The organism is Pseudomonas sp. HAR-UPW-AIA-41 (assembly GCF_002304225.1).
Lineage (GTDB): Bacteria > Pseudomonadota > Gammaproteobacteria > Pseudomonadales > Pseudomonadaceae > Aquipseudomonas.
This window is the reverse complement of sequence record NZ_NSLB01000003.1, coordinates 339,300-360,133: the sequence shown is the minus strand read 5'-3', so window position 1 is coordinate 360,133 and position 20,834 is coordinate 339,300. Positions and strand designations below refer to the sequence as shown.

The window sequence follows — 20,834 nt, the reverse complement described above, 5'->3', positions numbered from 1 at the left end:
CGACCGGTATGCTTAGCGGCAACGGAGGTCGGCATGCAGATTTATAAAGTGGGCGGCGCGGTACGCGATCGGTTACTCGGTCGCGCGGTAACCGATATCGACTGGTTGGTGGTCGGGGCCGATGCCCAGGCCATGCAGACCCTTGGCTATCGTCCGGTGGGCGGGGATTTCCCGGTATTTCTCCACCCGCAGACGGCCGAGGAATACGCACTGGCACGAACCGAGCGCAAGAGTGGCGTGGGCTATGGCGGCTTTACCTTCTACGCCAGCCCGGATGTGACGCTGGAAGAAGACCTGATCCGCCGCGACCTCACCGTCAACGCCATGGCCGAAGATGAGCAGGGGCGTGTCATCGACCCTTACGGCGGGCAGCGTGACCTGGCCGACTGCGTGCTGCGCCACGTCTCCCCGGCCTTCGCCGAAGACCCGCTGCGCGTGCTGCGCGTCGCCCGCTTCGCGGCCCGCTATGCGCCGCTGGGCTTTCGCGTGGCCGAGGAGACCCTTGCTCTGATGCGCCAGATCGCCGAGTCCGGCGAACTGGCCGCGCTGACGGCCGAACGCAGCTGGAAGGAAGTCTCCCGGGCCCTGATGGAGCCCCGCCCGGAGGTCTTCATCGAAGTGCTGCGTAACTGCGGCGCCCTGGCCGCCTGGCTGCCGGAAGTGGATACGCTGTTTGGCGTACCGCAGACCGCCACCCACCATCCCGAAGTCGACACCGGCGTGCACGTACTCATGGTGCTGCGTCAATGCGCCGAGCACGACCAGCCGCTGAGCGTGCGCTGGGCCAGCCTGCTGCACGATGTAGGCAAGGGGCTGACGCCAGAGAGCGAGTGGCCACGCCACATCGCCCACGAACACAAGGGTTTGCGTCTGATCAAGGCGATCAACCAGCGCAGCAAGGTACCCAGGGAATGCGCCGAGCTGGCCCTGCTGGTCGGCGAATACCACACCCACGGCCACCGTGCGCTGGAACTGCGCGCCGACACGCTGCTCAAGCTGCTGCAGAGCTTCGATGCCTATCGCCGCCCGCAGCGCTTTGCCGAGTTTGTCGCCGCCTGTGAAATGGATGCCCGCGGCCGCCTGGGCTTCGAACAGCGCGACTACCCGCAGGCAGCCTATCTGCTGGGCGCGGCAGAGGTCGCCCGTCAGGTAGCCGTGCAGCCACTGGTCGAACAGGGTTTCAAGGGTGCGGATCTGGGTGAGGCCCTGCAGCGCGAGCGGCTCAGGGCACTGAGCGCGTACAAGGCTGCCAGCGGCAACCTTAAAGAGGATTGAGCGGTGCCGGGTACGCCTGCAACAGGCTATCCGGCGTCAGCGCCTGCCCGCGCCAGCTGAATGCCACCGGCCACAATTGCTGCTCGCTATGCATGGTGCCCCACAACTCGGCAAACGACTGTCCTGCCCCGGGATGTTTCTGCGCCGGCGCGAGCAGGGCCAGGGGCCAGAGGACAAAGGCATTCTTGAGAATTTCCGCTCGCGGCAGGGTCAGTCCCTCGAATTCGCCGACCCGGTCACCGTAGAGCAGCACGTCGATATCCAGCGGCAGCCCCTTGCGCCCGGGGGCATAACGGCCGTTGTCGGCCTCGATGGCCTTCAGCCAGCGGTCCAGTTCGGCCAGACTCAAGGCCGTTTCGGCCTGCACCACCAGATTGAAGAAAGGACCGCTTTTGATACCCACGGCCTGGCTCTCGAACACCGGCGAGCAGCGCAGGTTTATCAGGAACGCCGACAGCGCCTCCAGACCGGCGAGCAGATGGCGCTCACGCTCGATATTGCTACCGAGACCCAGAAAAACAGTGGTCAGCGACATCCGCGCTCAATCTCCACGCCCACGCCGCGTGCCGCCGGCACCGCACCGGGCTTGGTCAGCTTGAGACGCAGCCAGCGGATGCCGAATTCGCTCATCAGCAAGGCGGCCAGACGCTCGGCGAAAGTCTCCACCAGCTGGAATTGCGCGCCCTCGGCAAACTGCTGGATGCGCGCCGAGACTGTCGCGTAGTCGAGCGCCAGACTCAGGTCGTCGTTTGCCGCGGGCAGGCTGTTATCCCAGGCAAACTGCAGATCGAGGCTCAGGCACTGGCGGATTTTGCGCTCCCAGTCGTACACACCGATCACGGTATCGACCTCCAGCCCCTCGATGAAAACCATGTCCACGTCTGTGCTGCCTCGTTACAATCGGGGCTCACACGCCCCGGAATGGATACCATGTTCTGGCTGTTGGCGATCCTCGCCTACCTGCTTGGCTCCCTGTCCTTCGCCATCCTGCTCAGTCGCCTGGCAGGTCTGGGCGACCCGCGCACGGCGGGCTCCGGCAACCCCGGCGCCACCAACATGCTGCGCGTGGCCGGCAAAAAACTCGCTCTCCTCACCCTGCTCGGTGATCTGAGCAAAGGCCTGCTACCGGTAGCCGTCGCCTGGGGCGCCGGCTTCAATCTGCAGGAACAAGCCTGGATCGGTCTGGCGGCGGTAGTCGGCCACCTCTACCCGGTATTTTTCCGTTTCCAGGGCGGCAAGGGCGTTGCCACCGCCGCGGGCATGCTGCTGGGCCTTTATCCACCCGCCGCCGTGCTCGCACTGGCAGCCTGGGCCCTGACCTTCAAGCTCAGCCGCACCAGCTCACTCGCCTCGCTGACCGCCACTCCGCTGACCCTGCCACTGCTGGCCTGGCAGCAACCGGCGGCCTTGTTGCCGATGAGTGTACTGACCGTGCTCATCGTCTGGCGTCACCGCAGCAATCTACGCGACCTGCTGGCCGGGCGCGAACGACATTTCTGACCTGCACACATGAACCGCGCTCACAGTGGCGGCAGACTATCCATCGGCCAGCGCGCCTGCACACTGATCGCCAGTCCTTCATGCTGACCGGCCAGCAGGCGCTGGCAACCGGCATAGGCAATCATCGCGCCGTTATCGGTACAAAAACGCGGGCGCGCATAGAACACCTGCCCCTTGAGCCCCGCCAGCATCTGCTCCAGAGACTGACGCAGCGCCTGATTGGCACTGACTCCGCCGGCAATCACCAGGCTGCTCAGCCCGGTCTGCCTGAGCGCGCGCTGGCACTTGATGGTCAGGGTGTCGACCACTGCCTCCTGAAAGCCACGGGCGATATCGCAGCGGGTCTGCTCGCTCAGATCGCCGGCCTGCTGGCACTGCTGCCAGGCATTCAAGGCCGCCGTTTTCAGACCGCTGAAGCTGAACTCCAGCCCCGGCCGGTCGGTCATCGGTCGCGGGAACTTGAAGCGTCCGGCCACGCCCTGCTCGGCCAGGCGGGCAATCTCAGGTCCGCCCGGATAGGGCAGCCCCATCAACTTGGCGGTTTTGTCGAACGCCTCGCCGGCGGCATCGTCGATCGACTCGCCCAGCAGCTCATAACGGCCGATGCCATCGACCCGCACCAATTGGGTGTGGCCGCCAGAGACCAGCAGGGCGACAAACGGAAACTGCGGCGGCTGCTCTTCCAGCATGGGGGCCAGCAGATGACCTTCCATATGGTGCACCCCGACCGCCGGAACGCCCCAGGCAAAGGCCAGCGCCTGCGCGCAGGACGCGCCGACCAGCAACGCCCCCACCAGGCCCGGTCCGGCGGTGTAGGCGATGGCATCGATATCCGTGGCCTCACGCCCGGCCTCGGACAGTACCTGGCGGATCAGCGGCAACATGCGCTTGACGTGATCACGCGAAGCCAGTTCCGGCACCACACCGCCATAGACGCGGTGCAGGTCGATCTGACTGAACAGGGCATCGGCCAGCAGGCCGCGCTCGCTGTCATAAAGCGCTACGCCGGTTTCGTCGCAGGAGGTTTCCAGTCCCAGTACAAGCATGTTCGGGCACAATCGGGGCTACCAAAGAGGCGCGCATGATAATGCGTCGTCCATCGGCCGAACCAGCGCTTTTCGATCAGAGGCTTTGCATTCCGAACGATCTGGCGTTAATATCCGCAGCCCTTGAAATCGACGTATTCCCGTGCCCTTGCCGGATAGCGTCGTCCATTCGGTAAAACAGTGAAGGTACGACCTGGATGCCAGCCGTCAAAGTTAAAGAGAACGAACCCTTCGACGTAGCTCTGCGTCGTTTCAAGCGCTCCTGCGAAAAGGCCGGTGTTCTGGCCGAAGTGCGCAGCCGCGAATTCTACGAAAAGCCGACCACTGAGCGTAAGCGCAAAGCTGCCGCTGCAGTGAAGCGTCACGCCAAGAAAGTGCAGCGCGAACAGCGCCGTCGCGAGCGCCTGTACTGAGTTATCAGTCGCGCACTTGACGCCCCGCATGACCCGGCCCCGGCCGGGTTTTGCATTTCTGGGCAAAAGATTTCCGTGTCCCTCCGCCTGGCAGTATCCTCCCGTCCATGGCCGGCATGATTCCGCAATCATTCATCGATGATCTTCTCAACCGCACCGACATCGTCGAAGTGGTGGGTTCGCGCATTCAGCTGAAAAAGGCCGGCAAGAACTACAGCGCACGCTGCCCCTTCCATAACGAGAAGACCCCCTCGTTCAGCGTCAGCCCGGACAAGCAGTTCTACTACTGCTTCGGCTGCGGCGCCGGCGGCAACGCCCTCGGCTTTGTCATGGACCATGACAACCTCGACTTCGTCCAGGCCGTCGAAGACCTGGCCAAGCGCGCCGGCATGGATGTGCCCCGGGAAGAAGGGCGCAGCAACAAGCCGCGCCAACCCACCGATTCACCGCTTTACCCCTTGCTGACGGCCGCCGCCGACTACTACCGCCAGGCCCTGAAGAGCCACCCCAGCCGCCAGGCGGCGGTGAACTACCTGAAAGGCCGCGGCCTGACCGGCGAGATTGCCCGCGACTTCGGCCTTGGCTTCGCCCCGCCGGGCTGGGACAACCTGTTCAAGCATCTGGGCGGCGACGCCCTGCAGGTCAAGGCAATGATCGACGCCGGCCTGCTGATCGAGAACGCCGAAACCGGCAAACGCTATGACCGCTTTCGCGACCGCGTGATGTTCCCGATCCGCGACAGCCGCGGACGCATCATCGCCTTTGGCGGCCGCGTGCTTGGCGATGACAAGCCGAAGTACCTGAACTCCCCGGAAACTCCGGTCTTTCACAAGGGCCAGGAACTCTATGGCCTGTTTGAAGCCCGCAAGAACAACCGCAACCTCGACGAGATCATGGTGGTTGAGGGCTACATGGACGTGATCGCCTTGGCCCAGCAGGGCCTGCGCAACGCGGTAGCGACACTGGGCACCGCCACCAGCGAAGAACACATCAAGCGCCTGTTCCGCCTGGTACCGAACATCCTGTTCTGCTTCGACGGCGATCAGGCCGGGCGCAAGGCTGCCTGGCGCGCTCTGGAAGCCGTCATGCCTAACCTGCAGGACGGCCGCCGCGCGCGCTTCCTGTTCCTCCCCGAAGGCGAGGATCCGGACAGTCTGGTGCGCGCGGAGGGCCCCGACGCCTTCCGCGCACGCCTCAACCAACAAGCCCAGCCACTGGCCGATTACTTCTTCCAGCAACTGATGGATGAGGCCGACCCGCGCTCGCTGGAAGGCAAGGCACACCTGGCCACGCTGGCCACCCCGCTGATCGAGAAGATTCCCGGCATCAACCTGCGCACCCTGATGCACCAGCGCCTGAGAGAGCTGACCGGACTCAGCGCGCAGCCTGCCACTCCAGCAGCGCCCGCTCAACACAGCAGCCCGAGCGACGACTACTACCACGCGGGCGACGACAGCTATTACGACAGCGCCCCCACCTACGATCACTACGAAGCACCACCCAGCTACGCTGAAATCCCGCCGCCCGCTCGCGAAGGCCGCGGCAAGGGCAACTGGAAAAAAGGCGACAAACCCTGGCAGCACAAGGGCGAGCGCGGCGACTTTCAGCCCCGCGCGCCACGCACCGCTGTCAGCGTCGAGTCGCCAACCCTGAGCGCCTTGCGCACGCTGCTGCAGAACCCGCAACTGGCACTCAAGGTCGAGGATGCCAGCCACTTCGCCGCCGAAAACGACCTCTACGCCCAGTTGCTGGTCGCCCTGCTGGAAGCCCTGCAGAAGAACCCGCGCCTGACCACCCTGCAGCTGATTGCGCGCTGGCACGGCACCGAACAGGGGCGCCTGCTGCGCGCCATGGCGGAAAAGGAATGGCTGATTTCAGCCGACAACCTTGAACAACAGTTTTTCGACACTATAACTACCTTGGCAGCCCGCCAACGCGAGCAGCGCTTGGAACATTTGCTACGCAAGGCCCGTCAAAGTGACTTGAGCAGCGACGAGAAAGAGCAGCTACGCGAGCTGCTGACCCGCCAGACCTCCCCCGCCGCACCGTCCTCAACTGGCGTCTGAGGCCACGGATCGGGTATAATCCTCGGCTTATTTTTTGCCCGCCAAGACCTTCAGTGGATAGGGTGTTATGTCGAAAGAACAGCAGTCACGCTTGAAAGAGTTGATCACCCGCGGCCGTGAGCAGGGCTACCTGACTTACGCCGAGGTCAACGACCACCTGCCGGAAGATATTTCCGATCCGGAACAGGTCGAAGACATCATTCGCATGATCAACGACATGGGCATCAACGTATTCGAAACCGCCCCGGATGCGGATGCCCTGTTGCTGGCCGAAGCCGATACCGACGAAGCTGCTGCCGAAGAAGCCGCTGCCGCCCTTGCCGCAGTGGAAACCGATATCGGCCGCACCACCGACCCGGTGCGCATGTACATGCGCGAGATGGGTACCGTCGAGCTGCTGACCCGCGAAGGCGAGATCGAAATCGCCAAGCGCATCGAGGAAGGCATCCGCGAAGTGATGAGCGCCATCGCTCACTTCCCGGGCAGCATCGAGTCGATCCTCGCCGAATACCAGCGCGTCACCAGCGAAGGTGGCCGCCTCTCCGACATCCTCAGCGGCTACATCGACCCGGATGACGGCAGCGTGCCGGCCGAAGAGGTCGAGCCTGTCGACCTGAAGGACGACAGCGCCTCCGAGAAGGACGACGAGGAAGAAGAAGGCGACGACAGCGAGGAAGAGGAAGGCGACGGCGGCCCGGATCCGGAAGAAGCCCTGCGCCGCTTCACCGCCGTTTCCGAGCAGCTGGAAAAGACCCGCAAGACCCTGAAGAAGCACGGTCGCAACAGCAAGCAGGGCGTCGCCGAACTGCTCAGCCTGGCCGAGCTGTTTATGCCGATCAAGCTGGTGCCCAAGCAGTATGAAGCCCTGGTCGCCATGGTTCGCGATGCACTGGAGCAGGTTCGCGCTCAGGAACGCGCCATCATGCAGCTGTGCGTGCGCGACGCCCGCATGCCGCGCCCGGACTTCCTCAAGCAGTTCCCAGGCAATGAAACCAACCTGGAATGGCTGGATGAAATTCTCAAGGGCAAGATCAAGTACGCCGAAGCTCTCAAGGCGCTGAAAGATGACGTACTGCGCAATCAGCAGAAGCTGGTCGACCTGGAGCAAAGCTGCGGTCTGACCATTGCCGAGATCAAGGACGTCAATCGCCGCATGTCCATCGGCGAAGCGAAAGCCCGCCGGGCGAAGAAGGAGATGGTCGAGGCCAACCTGCGCCTGGTGATCTCCATCGCCAAGAAGTACACCAACCGCGGCCTGCAGTTCCTCGACCTGATCCAGGAAGGCAACATCGGCCTGATGAAAGCCGTGGACAAGTTCGAATACCGCCGCGGCTACAAGTTCTCGACCTACGCCACCTGGTGGATTCGCCAGGCGATCACCCGTTCGATCGCCGACCAGGCGCGCACCATCCGTATTCCGGTACACATGATCGAGACGATCAACAAGCTCAACCGCATCTCCCGTCAGATGCTGCAGGAGATGGGCCGCGAACCCACGCCGGAAGAGCTTGGCGAGCGCATGGACATGCCGGAAGACAAGATCCGCAAGGTCCTGAAGATCGCCAAAGAGCCGATCTCGATGGAAACCCCGATCGGCGACGACGAAGACTCGCACCTGGGCGACTTCATCGAGGACTCCACCATGCAATCGCCGATCGACGTGGCGACCGTGGAAAGCCTCAAGGAAGCTACCCGCGAAGTGCTGGCCGGGCTCACCGCCCGCGAGGCCAAGGTACTGCGCATGCGCTTCGGCATCGACATGAATACCGACCACACCCTCGAGGAAGTCGGCAAGCAGTTCGATGTCACCCGTGAGCGGATTCGTCAGATCGAGGCAAAAGCCCTGCGCAAGCTGCGTCACCCATCACGAAGCGAGCACTTGCGCTCCTTCCTCGACGAGTAATGCACACAAAATCCCCGGCATCTGCCGGGGGTTTTGCTTTGTGCCAGCCAACTCCTAGACTCAGGGAAAAGCCCTGATTCATGGATGCTGCATGGCGCGCTTGTCGGTCCTGATTCTTCTGCTGCTGCTTGGCGCCACCCGCCCTGCCATCGCGCTTACCCTGAGCGACGCGGAGCGCGCTTGGCTGCAGCAACATCCAAAGCTGCGCTTGGGCATTGACCCTGCATGGGCTCCATTTGAATACCGCGACCGCAACGGCCGCCATCAGGGCTACGCAGCTGAAGTGCTCCATCTGCTTGAAAAACGCCTTGGAGTTGAGTTCATTCTTGGCCCACAACAGAGCTGGAGTGAGGCCCTGCAGCAAGCCAAGAATGAGCAACTGGATGTACTCAGCGCCATCTCGGCCACCCCTCAGCGCCGCCGTCACCTGCAATTCACCCGCCCATACCTGACCTTACCGATAGTCATCCTCAGTCGTAGTGACGGCCCACAGCCAAGCAGTATCGAGCAACTGCGGGGTTTGACAGTCGCCGTGGTAAGAGACTATGCCAGCCACGAACTGCTGGCACGGGAGCACCCTGAACTACAATTACTACCCAGCAGCACCAGCGAAAGCGCGGCACTATCCCTGCTGCTAAACCAAGCCGACGTGATGATCTCCGATTTCGCCTCGACCGCCTGGGTGGTGCAACAACACAAAGCCGGGGGATTACGCATCAGTGGCACAACGCCGTATGAATTTCGGCTTGCGATGGCCACACCGATCAGCAAGCCGATCCTTGCCAGCATTCTTAACAAAGCTATCGCGGACCTGCGTCCTGAAGAGCTGGCTCCCTTGCAAGCCCGCTGGCAACCGGCCCCACTGAGAGCCCAGGTCGACTGGCTAGCACTGGCGAGCATTACCTTACCTGCACTAGTGATACTGGCCGTGATGCTGCTGTTCATGCGCACACTGATTCGAAAGAACCACCAGCTTCGCCAGGAGGTGCATCATCGCGAGAAGCTGGAAAACCAGCTGAGCACTAGCCATCAGCAGTTCCGCAATTTGGTGGAGAACCTGCAGGCCATCGCATGGGAGATGGATCCACAGAGTCTGACTTTTACCTATGTTTCTCCACATGCCAGAAGGGTCCTGGGACTCAGCTCAGAGCACTGGCTGATGCCGAACTTCTGGCAACAGCAACTGCACCCCGATGATGCAGCTACAACCCTTCGCTCGCGCCGAGACGCCTTGCTTGCTCAAAAGGATCACACTCTTGATTACCGCCTGATCAACAGCGACGGAAAACCAGTCTGGATCCATGACATTGCCACCGTGAACCAGGATGACGCATACCCCGTATTACGCGGCCTTCTGCTCGATATCAGCCGTGAACGCCAAACTGAACAGGCTCTACGTCATTCAGAAGAGAAATTTGTTGCACTATTTCAGCAATGCCCAGACCTGATCGCCGTGATCGACCGACACAGCGGACGTCTGCTCGACGTCAACCAAGCCTTCACGCAACACCTACAAATCCCCACTCAAGAAGCTATTGGGAAAACCCCAACCGAGCTTGGCATCTGGTCGAGTCGCAGTGTTGGGCTACAGCTATTTAGCGAGCTTCAAGCTCACCAAATGCGCAACCTGGAAACAGCCTTCCGACGTCGTGATGGCAGCCTGTTTACGGGAGAGATCAGCGCCCAAAAAGTCGAACTCAGCGGCGTGCGCGCCCTGATGATCGTAGTGCGTGACATCAGCAGCCAACAGCAAGCCCGTGACCAGCTCAAGGCCAGCGAGGAGAAATTTGCGAAAGCATTCCAGGCCCTTCCCGAAGGTCTCCTCATCAGTCGCCGCGAGGATGGCCTAGTGCTGGACATAAATCAGGCCATGTGTCGCATCAGCGGCCTGGAGCACAAGGAATGCCTGGGTAAGACCACCATAGAGCTTGGCCTTTGGAATAACGGAGAAGACCGCGGGGAGGTTCTGCAACTCTTGGCAGAAGATCGATTACCACCGCGCATCATCGACCTAATCCATCGAGACGGCCGATTACGCCGCATCGAACTTGCACTTACAGCCATCGAACTGAACGGAGAACCCTGCCTGCTCGCGGACGCCCGCGATGTCACCGAACAGGAGCGCATGCAACTGCAACTCCGCCAAGCGGCTACTGTCTTCGAGAGCACTGCCGAAGCCGTAATGATCACCGACACCCATCAAGGCATCAGTGCCGTCAACCGCGCCTTCTGCATCATCAGCGGCTACGAAGAAGCCGAAGTGCTAGGAAAGACCCCGCGCATCCTCAGCTCAGGACGTCACGACAGCTCCTTCTTCGTCTCTATGTGGCATAGCCTTGCCGCCAATGGAAGCTGGCAAGGCGAGATATGGAACCGTCGCAAAAATGGCGAAGAGTTTCCCTGCTGGCTGACCATAAGTGCCGTCAAAGGCGATGACCAGAACATAAGCCACTTTGTCGGGGTCTTTGCAGACATTTCAAGCATCAAACAAGCCCAAGCGCGACTGGACCACCAAGCCCACCACGACTCATTGACCGGCCTACCCAACCGCATGCTCTTCGAAAACCGGCTCCATGCGGTACTGCAAAACGAAGAAGCCCAGCAGGGCGCCGTTCTATTCATTGACCTTGATCGCTTCAAGCACATCAATGACAGCCTTGGCCATCCAGTTGGCGATGAGCTACTCAAAGGCATAGCCACAAGACTGCGAGAGCAGCTGCGAGATATCGACACCGTCGCCCGCCTGGGCGGCGACGAATTCATCCTGCTATTGCCTGGCATTCATCAGGTAGCCGATGCCGACCGTATCGCGAGAAAGCTGCTGGATGCCTTTAAAGCCCCCTTCATCGCCGGCGGGCATGAGCTGCACATTAGCGCCAGTATCGGCATCAGTCTCTACCCGCGAGATGGCAGCGACGTCGCCACGCTTGTTAAAAATGCCGACTCAGCGATGTATCGCTCAAAAGCCAAGGGCCGCAACCGTGCAGAGTTCTACACACGCGAAATGACATTTCTCGCTAACGAGCGCATCACACTGGAACACGAACTTCGCCGCGCATTGGAGCGCGGCGAACTGAGCTTGCACTATCAACCAAAGATCAGCTTGCTAACCCAGAAGCTGGTCGGGGCTGAAGCCCTGATTCGGTGGCAACACCCACTGTTTGGGAACATCCCACCAGACCGATTTATTCCACTAGCCGAAGAAAATGGCCTGATACTGCCGCTCGGCGAATGGGTCCTGGCTGAAGCCGTAGTACAGATGCGCCAGTGGCAGGACAGCCATGAAGCATTTGGCTCCCTATCGGTAAACTTGGCTGGCGAGCAACTCAAGGAAGACCGCGTGCGCAGCCACATTCAGCAATTGCTTCGCGGCAGCGGCCTTGAGCCGCAGCGACTGCAGTTGGAGATAACCGAAAGTTTCATCATGAACCGAACCGAACAGGCTCTGCAGATACTCCATGATCTCAAGGCCTTCGGTTTGCAACTTGCCATCGACGACTTTGGTACCGGCTATTCCTCCCTGAGTTACCTCAAGCGCCTACCGCTGGACGTCCTGAAAATCGATAAGTCCTTCGTCCAGGGCCTGCCGGATGACGTACATGACGCAGCGATTGCCCGCGCAATCATCGCACTGGGACGTAGCATGAACCTCACGGTGGTAGCCGAAGGCGTGGAAACCAAGGCTCAGGAAGCCTTTCTCACCCTCGAGGGATGCGAACATATTCAGGGGTTCGTCGTTAGTCGCGCACTTTCCGCCGCTGAATTCAGCGAACACTTCCTCATCCCGAAAGCTGCGCATAGCGCCGAGCAACCCGCATCGGTATAATCGCCGCGCCTTCTGGGGCCTATAGCTCAGTCGGTTAGAGCAGAGGACTCATAATCCTTTGGTCCACGGTTCGAGTCCGTGTGGGCCCACCACCTTCAAAGCCGCGCCTTGCGCGGCTTTTTGGTTTTAGAGCTTGGGAAGCTCAAGCGTGTAAACCATACCCCCACATTTGGTTCACACTGAGGCAAGCCAGAAGCGCTGACTAGCTCTGCAACGATAGTCATCACAATTAGAGTCCCGGCGACCCCACCAGAATCGCGCACCGATCATACAAACTCCAACCGGTAGAAAGGCCAGCAATGAGGCGCTGCAGGAGTTGTTATAAGTGCACCACCTGAGGATTTCACCAGTCCACCTGACACGACTTACTACTTCAGGCACCAGAAAAAGAAAAACCCCGCCTAAGCGGGGCCTTGCAGAAGTGTGTCCTGACGTCCTTGCCAGCTCCGCCATCCTGGCGGGTATCCATGGTATCCGTGTTATGCGTGGCGCTTCCTGCGCGGTTTCCATGACGCGCACTGTAGCCATAGCTCTCCTCGGGCCATAGCAGCCAACGGCATCACGACTTGTAAGCCTTTTCCTACAAGAACACTCCTGTCGTCGTATACACCCCCGAATTAGTGCTGGAAACGAATAGCAGCATGCTGGTTTTTTTGTGACGCAGCGCTTGTTAGACTCGACATTGTCCTACAAAAACAACAGGCCATATAAAGGCCATGGGGTCACAGCATGCGCGTCGTTGCCATTGCCCTCTATTCCTTGGCGCTTTCCGCCACCACTGCTACCACTGCAAACGCTGGCGGTCAAAACAAGCTGCCGGACCCGAAGACTGCCGTCGAGCAGGTATTTTGGCCTCAGCTTTACGGCGCAGGGGGCACCTCACTGTACTGCGGTAAAACCTTCAATAGCGAAGGCGGCCAGTTCGTCGCCAGTCCGGTCTACCCGACCAAACAGATCAAGAGCAGCCTGCGCTGCATCACCGACAAGCAGTGCGCGGAAAAAAACAGCCAGTACCCCTTCATGCTGGCCGATCTGCACAATCTTTATCCGGAGCTGGCCCGCGTGGAACTGGCGCGGCGCAATTCGCTGTTCGGCGCTCTGGGCGACGCCGTGCCGAGCAAGTTTGGCGATATCGACTGCGACCTGAAAGCCAGCTTCCAACTGGTTGAGCCGCGCAACGAAGCCAAGGGCAATGTTGCTCGCGCACTGTTCTACATGCATATGGAATATGACCTGCCGATTCCGGGCCAGGTGCAGATGTTCAAGCAGTGGCACCAGATGGACCCACCGGACGCCGAAGAGAAAGCCCGCAATGACCGCATCGCCGAGCTGCAGGGCACGCGCAATCGCTTTATCGACAACCCGGAGCTAGTGGATCAGCAGATCAGTAACTGAATTCACACCCCAATGAAAAAGCCCCGCCGAAGCGGGGCTTTTTCATTTCCTGACTGAATGCCTGCCGTAAATCCGGCAGGCACTGGCCATCAGAACTGCGCGGCGTCGAGCAGGTACAGCGACTCACTGCCGGCCTTGACCGAAGCGCTCAGCGAGTGGATCCGCGGCAGCAGACGGGCGAAGAAGAAACGCGCGGTGCCCAGCTTGCTGACGTAGAACTCGTCCTGATCCTGCTTGGCCAGAGCGGCACGCGCCATCAGGGCCCACATGTAAGCGTAGGCGGTGTAGCCGAAGACCTGCAGGTACTCGACAGAGGCGGCACCGATTTCATTCGGATTAGCCTTGGCGCGCTCGATCACCCAGGCGGTCAGCTCGTCCAGATTGGCCACGGCAGCCTTCAGAGGCTCGACAAACTCGGCCAGGCTGGCATCGGCACTACCAATGAACGCCTTGATCTCGTCGGAGAAGTGCTTGTAGAAGCTGCCACCACTACCAACAATCTTGCGACCCATCAGGTCCAGCGACTGGATACCGTTGGTGCCTTCGTAGATCTGGGTGATGCGGCAATCGCGGATCAGTTGCTCCTGGCCCCACTCACGGATGAAGCCGTGGCCGCCGAAGATCTGCTGGCCGTGTACGGTGGTTTCCAGACCCATGTCGGTCAGGAACGCCTTGGCTACCGGTGTCAGCAGTGCAACCAGTTCCTCGGCACGCTTGGCCACAGTGGCGTCTTCGCTGTACTTCGCGGTATCGAGCTGCATGGCGACGTAGCTGGAGAAGGCACGGCCGCCCTCGTTCAGCGCCTTCATGGTCAGCAGCATGCGGCGCACGTCCGGATGCACGATGATCGGATCAGCGGCCTTGTCCTTGGCGACCGGGCCGGTTGGCGCACGGCTCTGGATACGGTCACGGGCGTATTCGATGGCGCTCTGGTAGGAGCGCTCGCCCAGGGCCAGACCCTGGATACCCACGCCCAGGCGCTCGTAGTTCATCATGGTGAACATGGCGTTGAGGCCCTTGTTCACTTCACCGACCAGGTAGCCGGTGGCGCCGTCGAAGTTCATCACGCAGGTGGCCGAAGCCTTGATGCCCATCTTGTGCTCGATGGAGCCACAGCCAAGGCTGTTCTTGCCACCCAGCGAGCCGTCGGCATTGACCATGACCTTGGGCACCAGGAACAGCGAAATGCCTTTCGGGCCAGCCGGAGCATCCGGCAGTTTGGCCAGAACCAGGTGGATGATGTTCTCGGTCAGGTCGTGCTCACCGCCGGTGATGAAGATCTTGGTACCGGTGATTTTGTAGCTGCCGTCGGCCTGAGGCTCGGCCTTGGTGCGAATGATGCCCAGGTCGGTGCCAGCGTGCGGCTCGGTCAGGCACATGGAACCGGCCCAGACGCCCGCGTACATGTTCGGCAGGTACTGGTTCTTCAGTTCTTCGCTGGCATGGTTGAGGATCGACAGGCAGGCGCCGGCAGTCAGCATCGGGTACAGACCGAAGGACAGGTTGGCCGAGTTGACCATCTCCTCGACCTGCGCACCGATCACCTTCGGCATGCCCATGCCGCCGAAATCCGGCGAACCGCCCACGCCGACCCAGCCGCCTTCGGCGTAGGTCTGGTAGGCCTGCGGGAAACCTGCCGGGGTTTTCACCGCGCCGTCAGTCCAGGAGCAGCCTTCTTCATCGCCACTGCGGTTCAGCGGCGCGATGGTGCCGGCGGTTACCTTGCCGGCCTCTTCCAGAATGGCTGCTGCAGTGTCTTCATCAACCACTTCGGCCAGACCAGGCAACTGTGCCCAGAGCTTGGATACTTCGAAGACTTCATTGAGGACGAAGCGCATATCGCGCAGGGGCGCTTTGTAATCAGCCATGGGAAACCTCACGCAACTCAAGGGACGGGCGGCCGGAATGGCCGGTTTTCAAGAAGCGGCATTGTAGCCGAACAACTTTAACGAGACATAGAGTCACTGCGTGACCATTTCAAATTAAAAAGTCACGCACCTGCCGTTTCCAGCCGCTGAGCACCGCGGCGATTCTGACCGTGCGCCATGACCCGGTTACGCCCCGCCTGCTTGGCCGCATAGAGTGCCTGATCGGCACACTTGATCACCTCTTCCGGCTGCCGCTGCTCCAGCTGTCGCCCCGCCACACCAATACTCATGGTCACCGACACACTACTGCTCTTGCCTCCGGCACGACGCTGCCTACCCTCTCGGGCATCGCCCGGCCGGGAATGCTTGTCGCGCAGCTGCAGCGGGTAATTCTCCACCGCCAGGCGCAAGGCTTCGAGGTGCGGCAGGCACTCCTCGACCGTCTTGCCGGGAAACACCACGGTGAACTCCTCACCGCCATAACGATAAGCCTTGCCGCCCCCGGTAACCTTGCGCAGACGACTGGCCACCAGTTTGAGCACCTCGTCACCCACATCATGACCATGGGTGTCATTGAACTTCTTGAAATGATCCACATCGGTCATGGCCAGCACGTACTGGCGTGGCAGGCGCTGCAGCCGCTCGTTCAGCGCGCGCCGCCCCGGCAGCCCGGTGAGCTCATCACGGAAGGCCATCTCATAAGCCTCATGCGCCACGGCCACCGCCAGACTGAGCATGACCATACTGGTCATCGCATGCAGGGCATGCGGCAACAGAAAGACCTTGGGCAGCATCCACAACATCGCCAGAGCGCCGAGAAGCTGGGCTGCATGCAGCGGCCGTGGCTGCCGCAGGTACTGCAGCAACAGTCCCACCAGAGCCAGCAGGAACAGCGGATAGGCCAACTGAATCAGCCCCAGACCGGCATCCTGCAGCAGCGGCCAGTGCACCTGCGCCAACCACACCAGCAACTCATCGGGATAGCGGCGGGCCAGCGCCAGCGCCACTGCGGAGACGGCCACTAACAGAGCAGTACGCGCCACCAGTTCCTGACTCAGCGAGGCACGCTCCTGCCACAGGGCATAACCGCCATACAGCAATGGCAGCAACACGCTGCACAAATGAAAGGTCAGCGCCGTATCAGCCTGGACCCGACCATTGGCACGGAAAAAATCGACCTGATTGTCGAGGAAGTAGTAGGCCAGATAGACCACCACCAGCAGAAAGGCCTGCCGCTGCCGCTCGTAAGCCAGGCAGTAGGCACCGGCCAGCAACAGCAACAGGGTCGGCAGCACGTTGAACAGTGATGCGAAGAACTCGGTCAACGACCCCAGCAAACTGGCCACCACGCCTCCCGCCAGCAGCAACAGACTGGGCAGAAAATGCGTTGGGCGGACATCGGCAAGACGGAACAAGGCGGCTCCAGAACGAATGCAATCAACTGGACGCATTGTGCCTGCAGCCAGCCCGCAACACATCGGGCAAAACGGCGGTTCGTCGCACAAACGAAAACGCCCACCAAATGGTGGGCGTTTTCAAACTTCAGTCGATGCTACGGATTAGTAGCCCAGAGCGAAGTCTTCCTCGGCCATATCCATCAGGTTGCTGGCGCCGGACAGCATGGCAGCAACGTGGGTACGGGTACGCGGCAGGATGCGCTCGAAGTAGAAGCGCGCGGTCTGCAGCTTGGCCTTGTAGAAGGCAGCGTCTTCAGTACCGGCGGCCAGCTTCTCGGCGGCCAGGCGAGCCATGTCGGCCCAGAAGTAAGCCAGGCAGGCGTAGCCGGAGTACATCAGGTAGTCCACCGAAGCGGCGCCGACTTCTTCGCGGTCCTTCATGGCAGCCATGCCGACCTTCATGGTCAGATCGCCCCACTCTTTGTTCAACTGAGCCAGCGGTGCAACGAGGCCCTTGATGGCTTCGTTGGCTTCGTTGGCCTGGCAGAACTTGTGAACGATCTTGGTGAAGCCCTTCAGCGCTTCGCCCTGGGTCATCAGAACCTTACGGCCCAGCAGGTCGAGAGCCTGAACGCCGGTGGTGCCTTCGTACAGGCAGGAGATACGGCTGTCACGCACGTTCTGCTCCATGCCCCACTCGGCGATGAAGCCGTGGCCACCGTAGATCTGCACGCCGTGGTTGGCGGCTTCGAAGCCGACTTCGGTCATGAACGCCTTGGCGATCGGAGTCAGGAAGGCCAGCATGGCATCAGCGGCTTTCTTCTCTTCTTCGTTCTGGCTGTACTTGACGATGTCAACCTGCTTGGCGGTGAAGTACACCATCGCACGGTTGCCTTCGGCGAAGGCTTTCATGGTCAGCAGCATGCGACGCACGTCCGGGTGGACGATGATCGGGTCAGCGGCTTTTTCCGGAGCTTTCGGGCCGGTCAGGGAACGCATCTGCAGACGCTCGCGGGCATACTTGATGCCGCCCTGGAAGGCAATTTCAGCGTGAGCCAGACCCTGCAGAGCAGTACCCAGACGGGCAGTGTTCATGAAGGTGAACATGCAGTTCAGGCCTTTGTTGGCCGGGCCGATCAGGTAGCCGGTAGCGCCGTCGAAGTTCATGACGCAGGTGGCGTTGCCGTGGATACCCATCTTGTGCTCGATCGAGCCACAGGAAACGGCGTTGCGCGAACCAACGCTGCCATCGGCATTGACGTTGAACTTCGGCACGATGAACAGGGAGATACCCTTGGTGCCCTGCGGAGCGTCGGGCAGACGGGCCAGCACGATGTGCACGATGTTGGCGGACATGTCGTGCTCACCGGCGGAGATGAAGATCTTGGTGCCGGAAACCTTGTAGGAACCATCAGCCTGCGGCTCTGCCTTGGTGCGCAGCATGCCCAGGTCGGTACCGCAATGCGGCTCGGTCAGGCACATGGTGCCAGTCCACTCACCGGAGACCAGCTTGGTCAGGTAGGTGTGCTTCTGCTCTTCGGTGCCGTGGGCATCCAGAGTGTTCATGGCGCCGTGGCTCAGGCCCGGGTACATGCCCCAGGACCAGTTGGCCTCACCGACCATCTCGCTCAGCACCAGGCCAAGGGATTCCGGCAGACCCTGACCGCCGTGGGCAACGTCGTGGGCCAGGCTCGGCCAGCCGCCTTCAACGTACTGGTCGTAGGCTTCCTTGAAGCCAGTCGGAGTCTTCACGCCTTCCGGGGACCAGGTGCAACCTTCGATGTCACCCACACGGTTCAGCGGAGCAATCACCTGCTCACAGAACTTGGCGCCTTCTTCCAGGATGGCATTGACCATGTCCGGAGTGGCGTCTTGGCAAGCCGGCAGGCTCTGATAGTGCGCTTCATAGCCGAGCAGCTCGTCACGTACGAAGCGAATATCACGCAAGGGGGCCTTGTAATCAGGCATAGCAGTAAACCTCTGCGGTAGATCCAAAGTGGGCGACCGGTTATTCGGTCAGTAGTGATTATCCGAGTCTGCAGACACGCAAGGTCGCCGCAGATCAAACGGGCGTTTGAAACATACGTTTACGCCCCCCCCTTGTCAAGCACCCAGAAGGGGCTGAATCACACCTCAATATCAAGGTTTTCAGCCGGCTCTCGCAGGGCCGCGAGACGACGGTAAAGTTCAAGACTAGGCGCTGGCGGCAGGCTCTGCTCGGTCTTTTCCGGTTTTTCCTTGGCGGCAGTTTCCTCCTCCTCGGTCTTCTGGCGCTGCTCATTGCGTTCGGCCCGTTCGGCTGCCTGCTGTTCACGCTGCAACTGATTCAACTCGGCCCGCGCCTGCGCCGCCAGCGCCTGGGCCTGGGCCGCTACGCGCAGGTCCTGTGCCGAAGGTTCCGCGGGCGCCAGCGCGGCCCGTTGCACCAGCTCCATCTTGCGCAGCGTGGCTTCGGGATCATTGGGGATCGGGCTGACGTCGATGCTGACCTCGCCACTGGTGGCATAGGCCTGGCCATCCGGGCCTCGGGTATAAGTGAAGGACGGCGGCCCGGCATAGCGGCCTCCTACCGCAGCATGCGCCTGCTCATGACTGCGTACTTCACGATCACGCGCCGCCAGATTCTGAATCTGCCGGCTTTCCTGCTCTTCACGCTGGCGCTGGCTGGCAGAGGGCTCTTCATTCCCGGCTCGCCCACGCGGGCTCTCGGCCTCCTGATCGGGGGGGCTCTGCGCCTGCTCGGCTGGACTCTGCGTGCGCGCATCACCCGGGGCATCGAGAGACTGCACGGGAGTGACCGGTGCCTGGGTAGCACGGGCAAGATCAGGGGAGGAGTCAGCCGAAACCGGCCTGGCCGGCAGACTGGTACTGCTCGGCAGATACGAAGGCAGGTAAGCCGCGCTGCTGATTTGCATGCTCGCCTCCTGTCGTTCGTGTTGAGAGAACTACGCTCGCGCTCAGGCGCGGATATCAACCAGGGTGCCGAGAACCTGATCAGCCGTTTCAATGACTCGCGCACCGGCAGCGGCTTCACGCTCACCCACTTTCAGCTCAACCAGACTGGTCGCCAGATCAGGCTCGGCAGGCGGCGCGGCTTGGTTTTCCCGTGCCGGCAGGCTGTTGCGGGCAATCTCGCTACCGGCCTCGGCGACACGATTCATACCGCCCTGCACAGCACTCAGACCGGAACTGAACGCACTCGGTGGAATTTGCATGTCCGTTTACTCCGCACACAGAAAATGACTCTGTAAGTATTCAAACAGATCATGATCATTTTTTGTACAGACAGTTAGCTATGAGCAACGCGCCTCATAGCACGTCATGCACTAGGCTCTGTACGAAAAGTCGTCGAGCGAAGGTCAGGCAAGGCGAAATCGCTCGAAGAAGCGCAGTTTACGAGTTGTAAATGAGCATTCTGAGAGCGATTTCAACGCAGCATCACCGAGCGCAGGCACTTTTCGTACAAAGCCTGGCGGGCAGTTGCAGATAGCCGGCAACGGCCGCTGGCGTCACGGCAGACAGATGAGGCACAAACCCCAAACAAGGTGCCGGCAGCCGTTCGCGGAGGGTGGCCAGATTATCTTCCAGTCGGGAGGTATGCTGATCGACCAGATTGGCCACCCAGCCGGCGAGCTGCAAACCATCGCGCAGGATAGCCTCGGCACTGAGCAGGGCATGATTGATACAACCCAGGCGCACACCCACCACCAGAATCACCGGCAACTGCAAGGCAATCGCCAGATCGGACAGGCTCTGCTCACCGGCCAGCGGCACCCGCCAGCCACCGGCGCCCTCGACCAGCGTGAAGTCGGCCCCCAGCGCCAGCACCGCCCGCACCGGCTCGGCGAGGGATGCCACCGTCAGATCGACACCCACCTCGCGGGCGGCCAGATGCGGAGCAATGGCCGGCGCGAAGGCCAGCGGGTTGACCTGGTCATAGCGCAGCGGCAATGAGCACTCACCCTGCAGGGCCAGCGCATCGCCATTGCGCAAGCCCGCCTCGGTCAGCTCGCACCCCGATGCCACCGGCTTGGCCGCTGCCGTCGAGAGCCCCGCCATTCGTGCCGCATGCAACAGCCCCGCAGCAATGGTGGTTTTTCCGATCTCGGTATCAGTGCCGGTCACGAAGAATGCTTGGTTCACGG

General features: G+C 61.1%; 16 protein-coding genes and 1 tRNA gene. 8 read left to right on the top strand and 9 right to left on the bottom strand.

What is annotated here, in order from left to right; genetic code table 11:
- Nucleotides 1-33 precede the first annotated feature (33 nt).
- Nucleotides 34-1,275 carry a multifunctional CCA addition/repair protein gene (locus CK486_RS09040; protein WP_095939956.1) on the top strand — a complete coding sequence of 414 codons (1,242 nt, stop codon included), beginning with the start codon at nucleotides 34-36 and terminating at the stop codon, nucleotides 1,273-1,275.
- On the opposite strand, the gene folK is transcribed toward CK486_RS09040, so the two are convergent.
- Both folK and folB read right to left on the bottom strand, forming a co-directional pair.
- The gene (gene folK, locus CK486_RS09035) at nucleotides 1,262-1,810 is read right to left on the bottom strand and encodes a 2-amino-4-hydroxy-6-hydroxymethyldihydropteridine diphosphokinase (RefSeq protein ID WP_095939955.1); all 549 of its coding nucleotides are present in this window, start codon (nucleotides 1,808-1,810) and stop codon (nucleotides 1,262-1,264) included. The two genes, CK486_RS09040 and folK, sit on opposite strands and share 14 nt — an antisense overlap.
- The gene (folB, locus tag CK486_RS09030; protein ID WP_095939954.1) at nucleotides 1,801-2,154 is read right to left on the bottom strand and encodes a dihydroneopterin aldolase; all 354 of its coding nucleotides are present in this window, start codon (nucleotides 2,152-2,154) and stop codon (nucleotides 1,801-1,803) included. Before folB ends, folK begins: the two co-directional genes overlap by 10 nt.
- Nucleotides 2,155-2,205: 51 nt before the next feature.
- On the opposite strand from folB, the gene plsY reads away from it, so the two are divergent.
- A complete protein-coding gene (plsY, locus tag CK486_RS09025) occupies nucleotides 2,206-2,775 on the top strand; it encodes a glycerol-3-phosphate 1-O-acyltransferase PlsY (protein ID WP_095939953.1) in 570 nt (189 codons plus the stop codon).
- Between the two features lie 20 nt (nucleotides 2,776-2,795).
- Here plsY and tsaD read toward each other — a convergent pair whose 3' ends face one another.
- Nucleotides 2,796-3,821 (bottom strand): tRNA (adenosine(37)-N6)-threonylcarbamoyltransferase complex transferase subunit TsaD, encoded by a 1,026-nt coding sequence (gene tsaD / locus CK486_RS09020; protein WP_095939952.1) that lies wholly within the window; start codon nucleotides 3,819-3,821, stop codon nucleotides 2,796-2,798.
- 197 nt (nucleotides 3,822-4,018) lie between these two features.
- Between tsaD and rpsU the strand changes: the two genes are divergently transcribed.
- The 6 genes from rpsU to CK486_RS08990 all read left to right on the top strand — a co-directional run bounded on the left by rpsU (nucleotide 4,019) and on the right by CK486_RS08990 (nucleotide 13,424).
- Nucleotides 4,019-4,234 (top strand): 30S ribosomal protein S21, encoded by a 216-nt coding sequence (gene rpsU, locus CK486_RS09015; RefSeq protein ID WP_021702507.1) that lies wholly within the window; start codon nucleotides 4,019-4,021, stop codon nucleotides 4,232-4,234.
- A gap of 107 nt (nucleotides 4,235-4,341) precedes the next feature.
- Nucleotides 4,342-6,300, top strand: a complete 1,959-nt coding sequence (gene dnaG, locus CK486_RS09010) for a DNA primase (protein WP_095939951.1) — start codon at nucleotides 4,342-4,344, stop codon at nucleotides 6,298-6,300.
- Between the two features lie 67 nt (nucleotides 6,301-6,367).
- On the top strand, nucleotides 6,368-8,203 hold the full coding sequence (rpoD, locus tag CK486_RS09005) for an RNA polymerase sigma factor RpoD (protein ID WP_095939950.1): 1,836 nt from the start codon (nucleotides 6,368-6,370) through the stop codon (nucleotides 8,201-8,203).
- A gap of 91 nt (nucleotides 8,204-8,294) precedes the next feature.
- The gene (locus tag CK486_RS09000; RefSeq protein ID WP_095939949.1) at nucleotides 8,295-12,029 is read left to right on the top strand and encodes an EAL domain-containing protein; all 3,735 of its coding nucleotides are present in this window, start codon (nucleotides 8,295-8,297) and stop codon (nucleotides 12,027-12,029) included.
- A gap of 15 nt (nucleotides 12,030-12,044) precedes the next feature.
- Nucleotides 12,045-12,121, top strand: a tRNA-Ile gene (locus CK486_RS08995).
- Nucleotides 12,122-12,758: 637 nt separating this feature from the next.
- The gene (locus CK486_RS08990; protein ID WP_095939948.1) at nucleotides 12,759-13,424 is read left to right on the top strand and encodes an endonuclease I family protein; all 666 of its coding nucleotides are present in this window, start codon (nucleotides 12,759-12,761) and stop codon (nucleotides 13,422-13,424) included.
- Nucleotides 13,425-13,513: 89 nt separating this feature from the next.
- On the opposite strand, the gene CK486_RS08985 is transcribed toward CK486_RS08990, so the two are convergent.
- The 6 genes from CK486_RS08985 to bioD form a co-directional block, all read right to left on the bottom strand.
- Nucleotides 13,514-15,292, bottom strand: coding sequence for an acyl-CoA dehydrogenase C-terminal domain-containing protein (locus CK486_RS08985; RefSeq protein WP_095939947.1), 1,779 nt, complete (start codon nucleotides 15,290-15,292; stop codon nucleotides 13,514-13,516).
- Between the two features lie 122 nt (nucleotides 15,293-15,414).
- Nucleotides 15,415-16,707 carry a diguanylate cyclase gene (locus CK486_RS08980; protein ID WP_095939946.1) on the bottom strand — a complete coding sequence of 431 codons (1,293 nt, stop codon included), beginning with the start codon at nucleotides 16,705-16,707 and terminating at the stop codon, nucleotides 15,415-15,417.
- A 144-nt stretch (nucleotides 16,708-16,851) separates the two neighbouring features.
- Nucleotides 16,852-18,657 (bottom strand): phenylacyl-CoA dehydrogenase, encoded by a 1,806-nt coding sequence (locus CK486_RS08975; RefSeq protein WP_095939945.1) that lies wholly within the window; start codon nucleotides 18,655-18,657, stop codon nucleotides 16,852-16,854.
- A 158-nt stretch (nucleotides 18,658-18,815) separates the two neighbouring features.
- Complete coding sequence (locus CK486_RS08970) at nucleotides 18,816-19,604, bottom strand: putative metalloprotease CJM1_0395 family protein (RefSeq protein ID WP_095939944.1); 789 nt, start codon at nucleotides 19,602-19,604, stop codon at nucleotides 18,816-18,818.
- A 42-nt stretch (nucleotides 19,605-19,646) separates the two neighbouring features.
- Nucleotides 19,647-19,904 (bottom strand): hypothetical protein, encoded by a 258-nt coding sequence (locus CK486_RS08965; RefSeq protein WP_095939943.1) that lies wholly within the window; start codon nucleotides 19,902-19,904, stop codon nucleotides 19,647-19,649.
- A gap of 223 nt (nucleotides 19,905-20,127) precedes the next feature.
- A complete protein-coding gene (bioD, locus tag CK486_RS08955; protein ID WP_095939942.1) occupies nucleotides 20,128-20,832 on the bottom strand; it encodes a dethiobiotin synthase in 705 nt (234 codons plus the stop codon).
- Nucleotides 20,833-20,834: the final 2 nt, after the last annotated feature.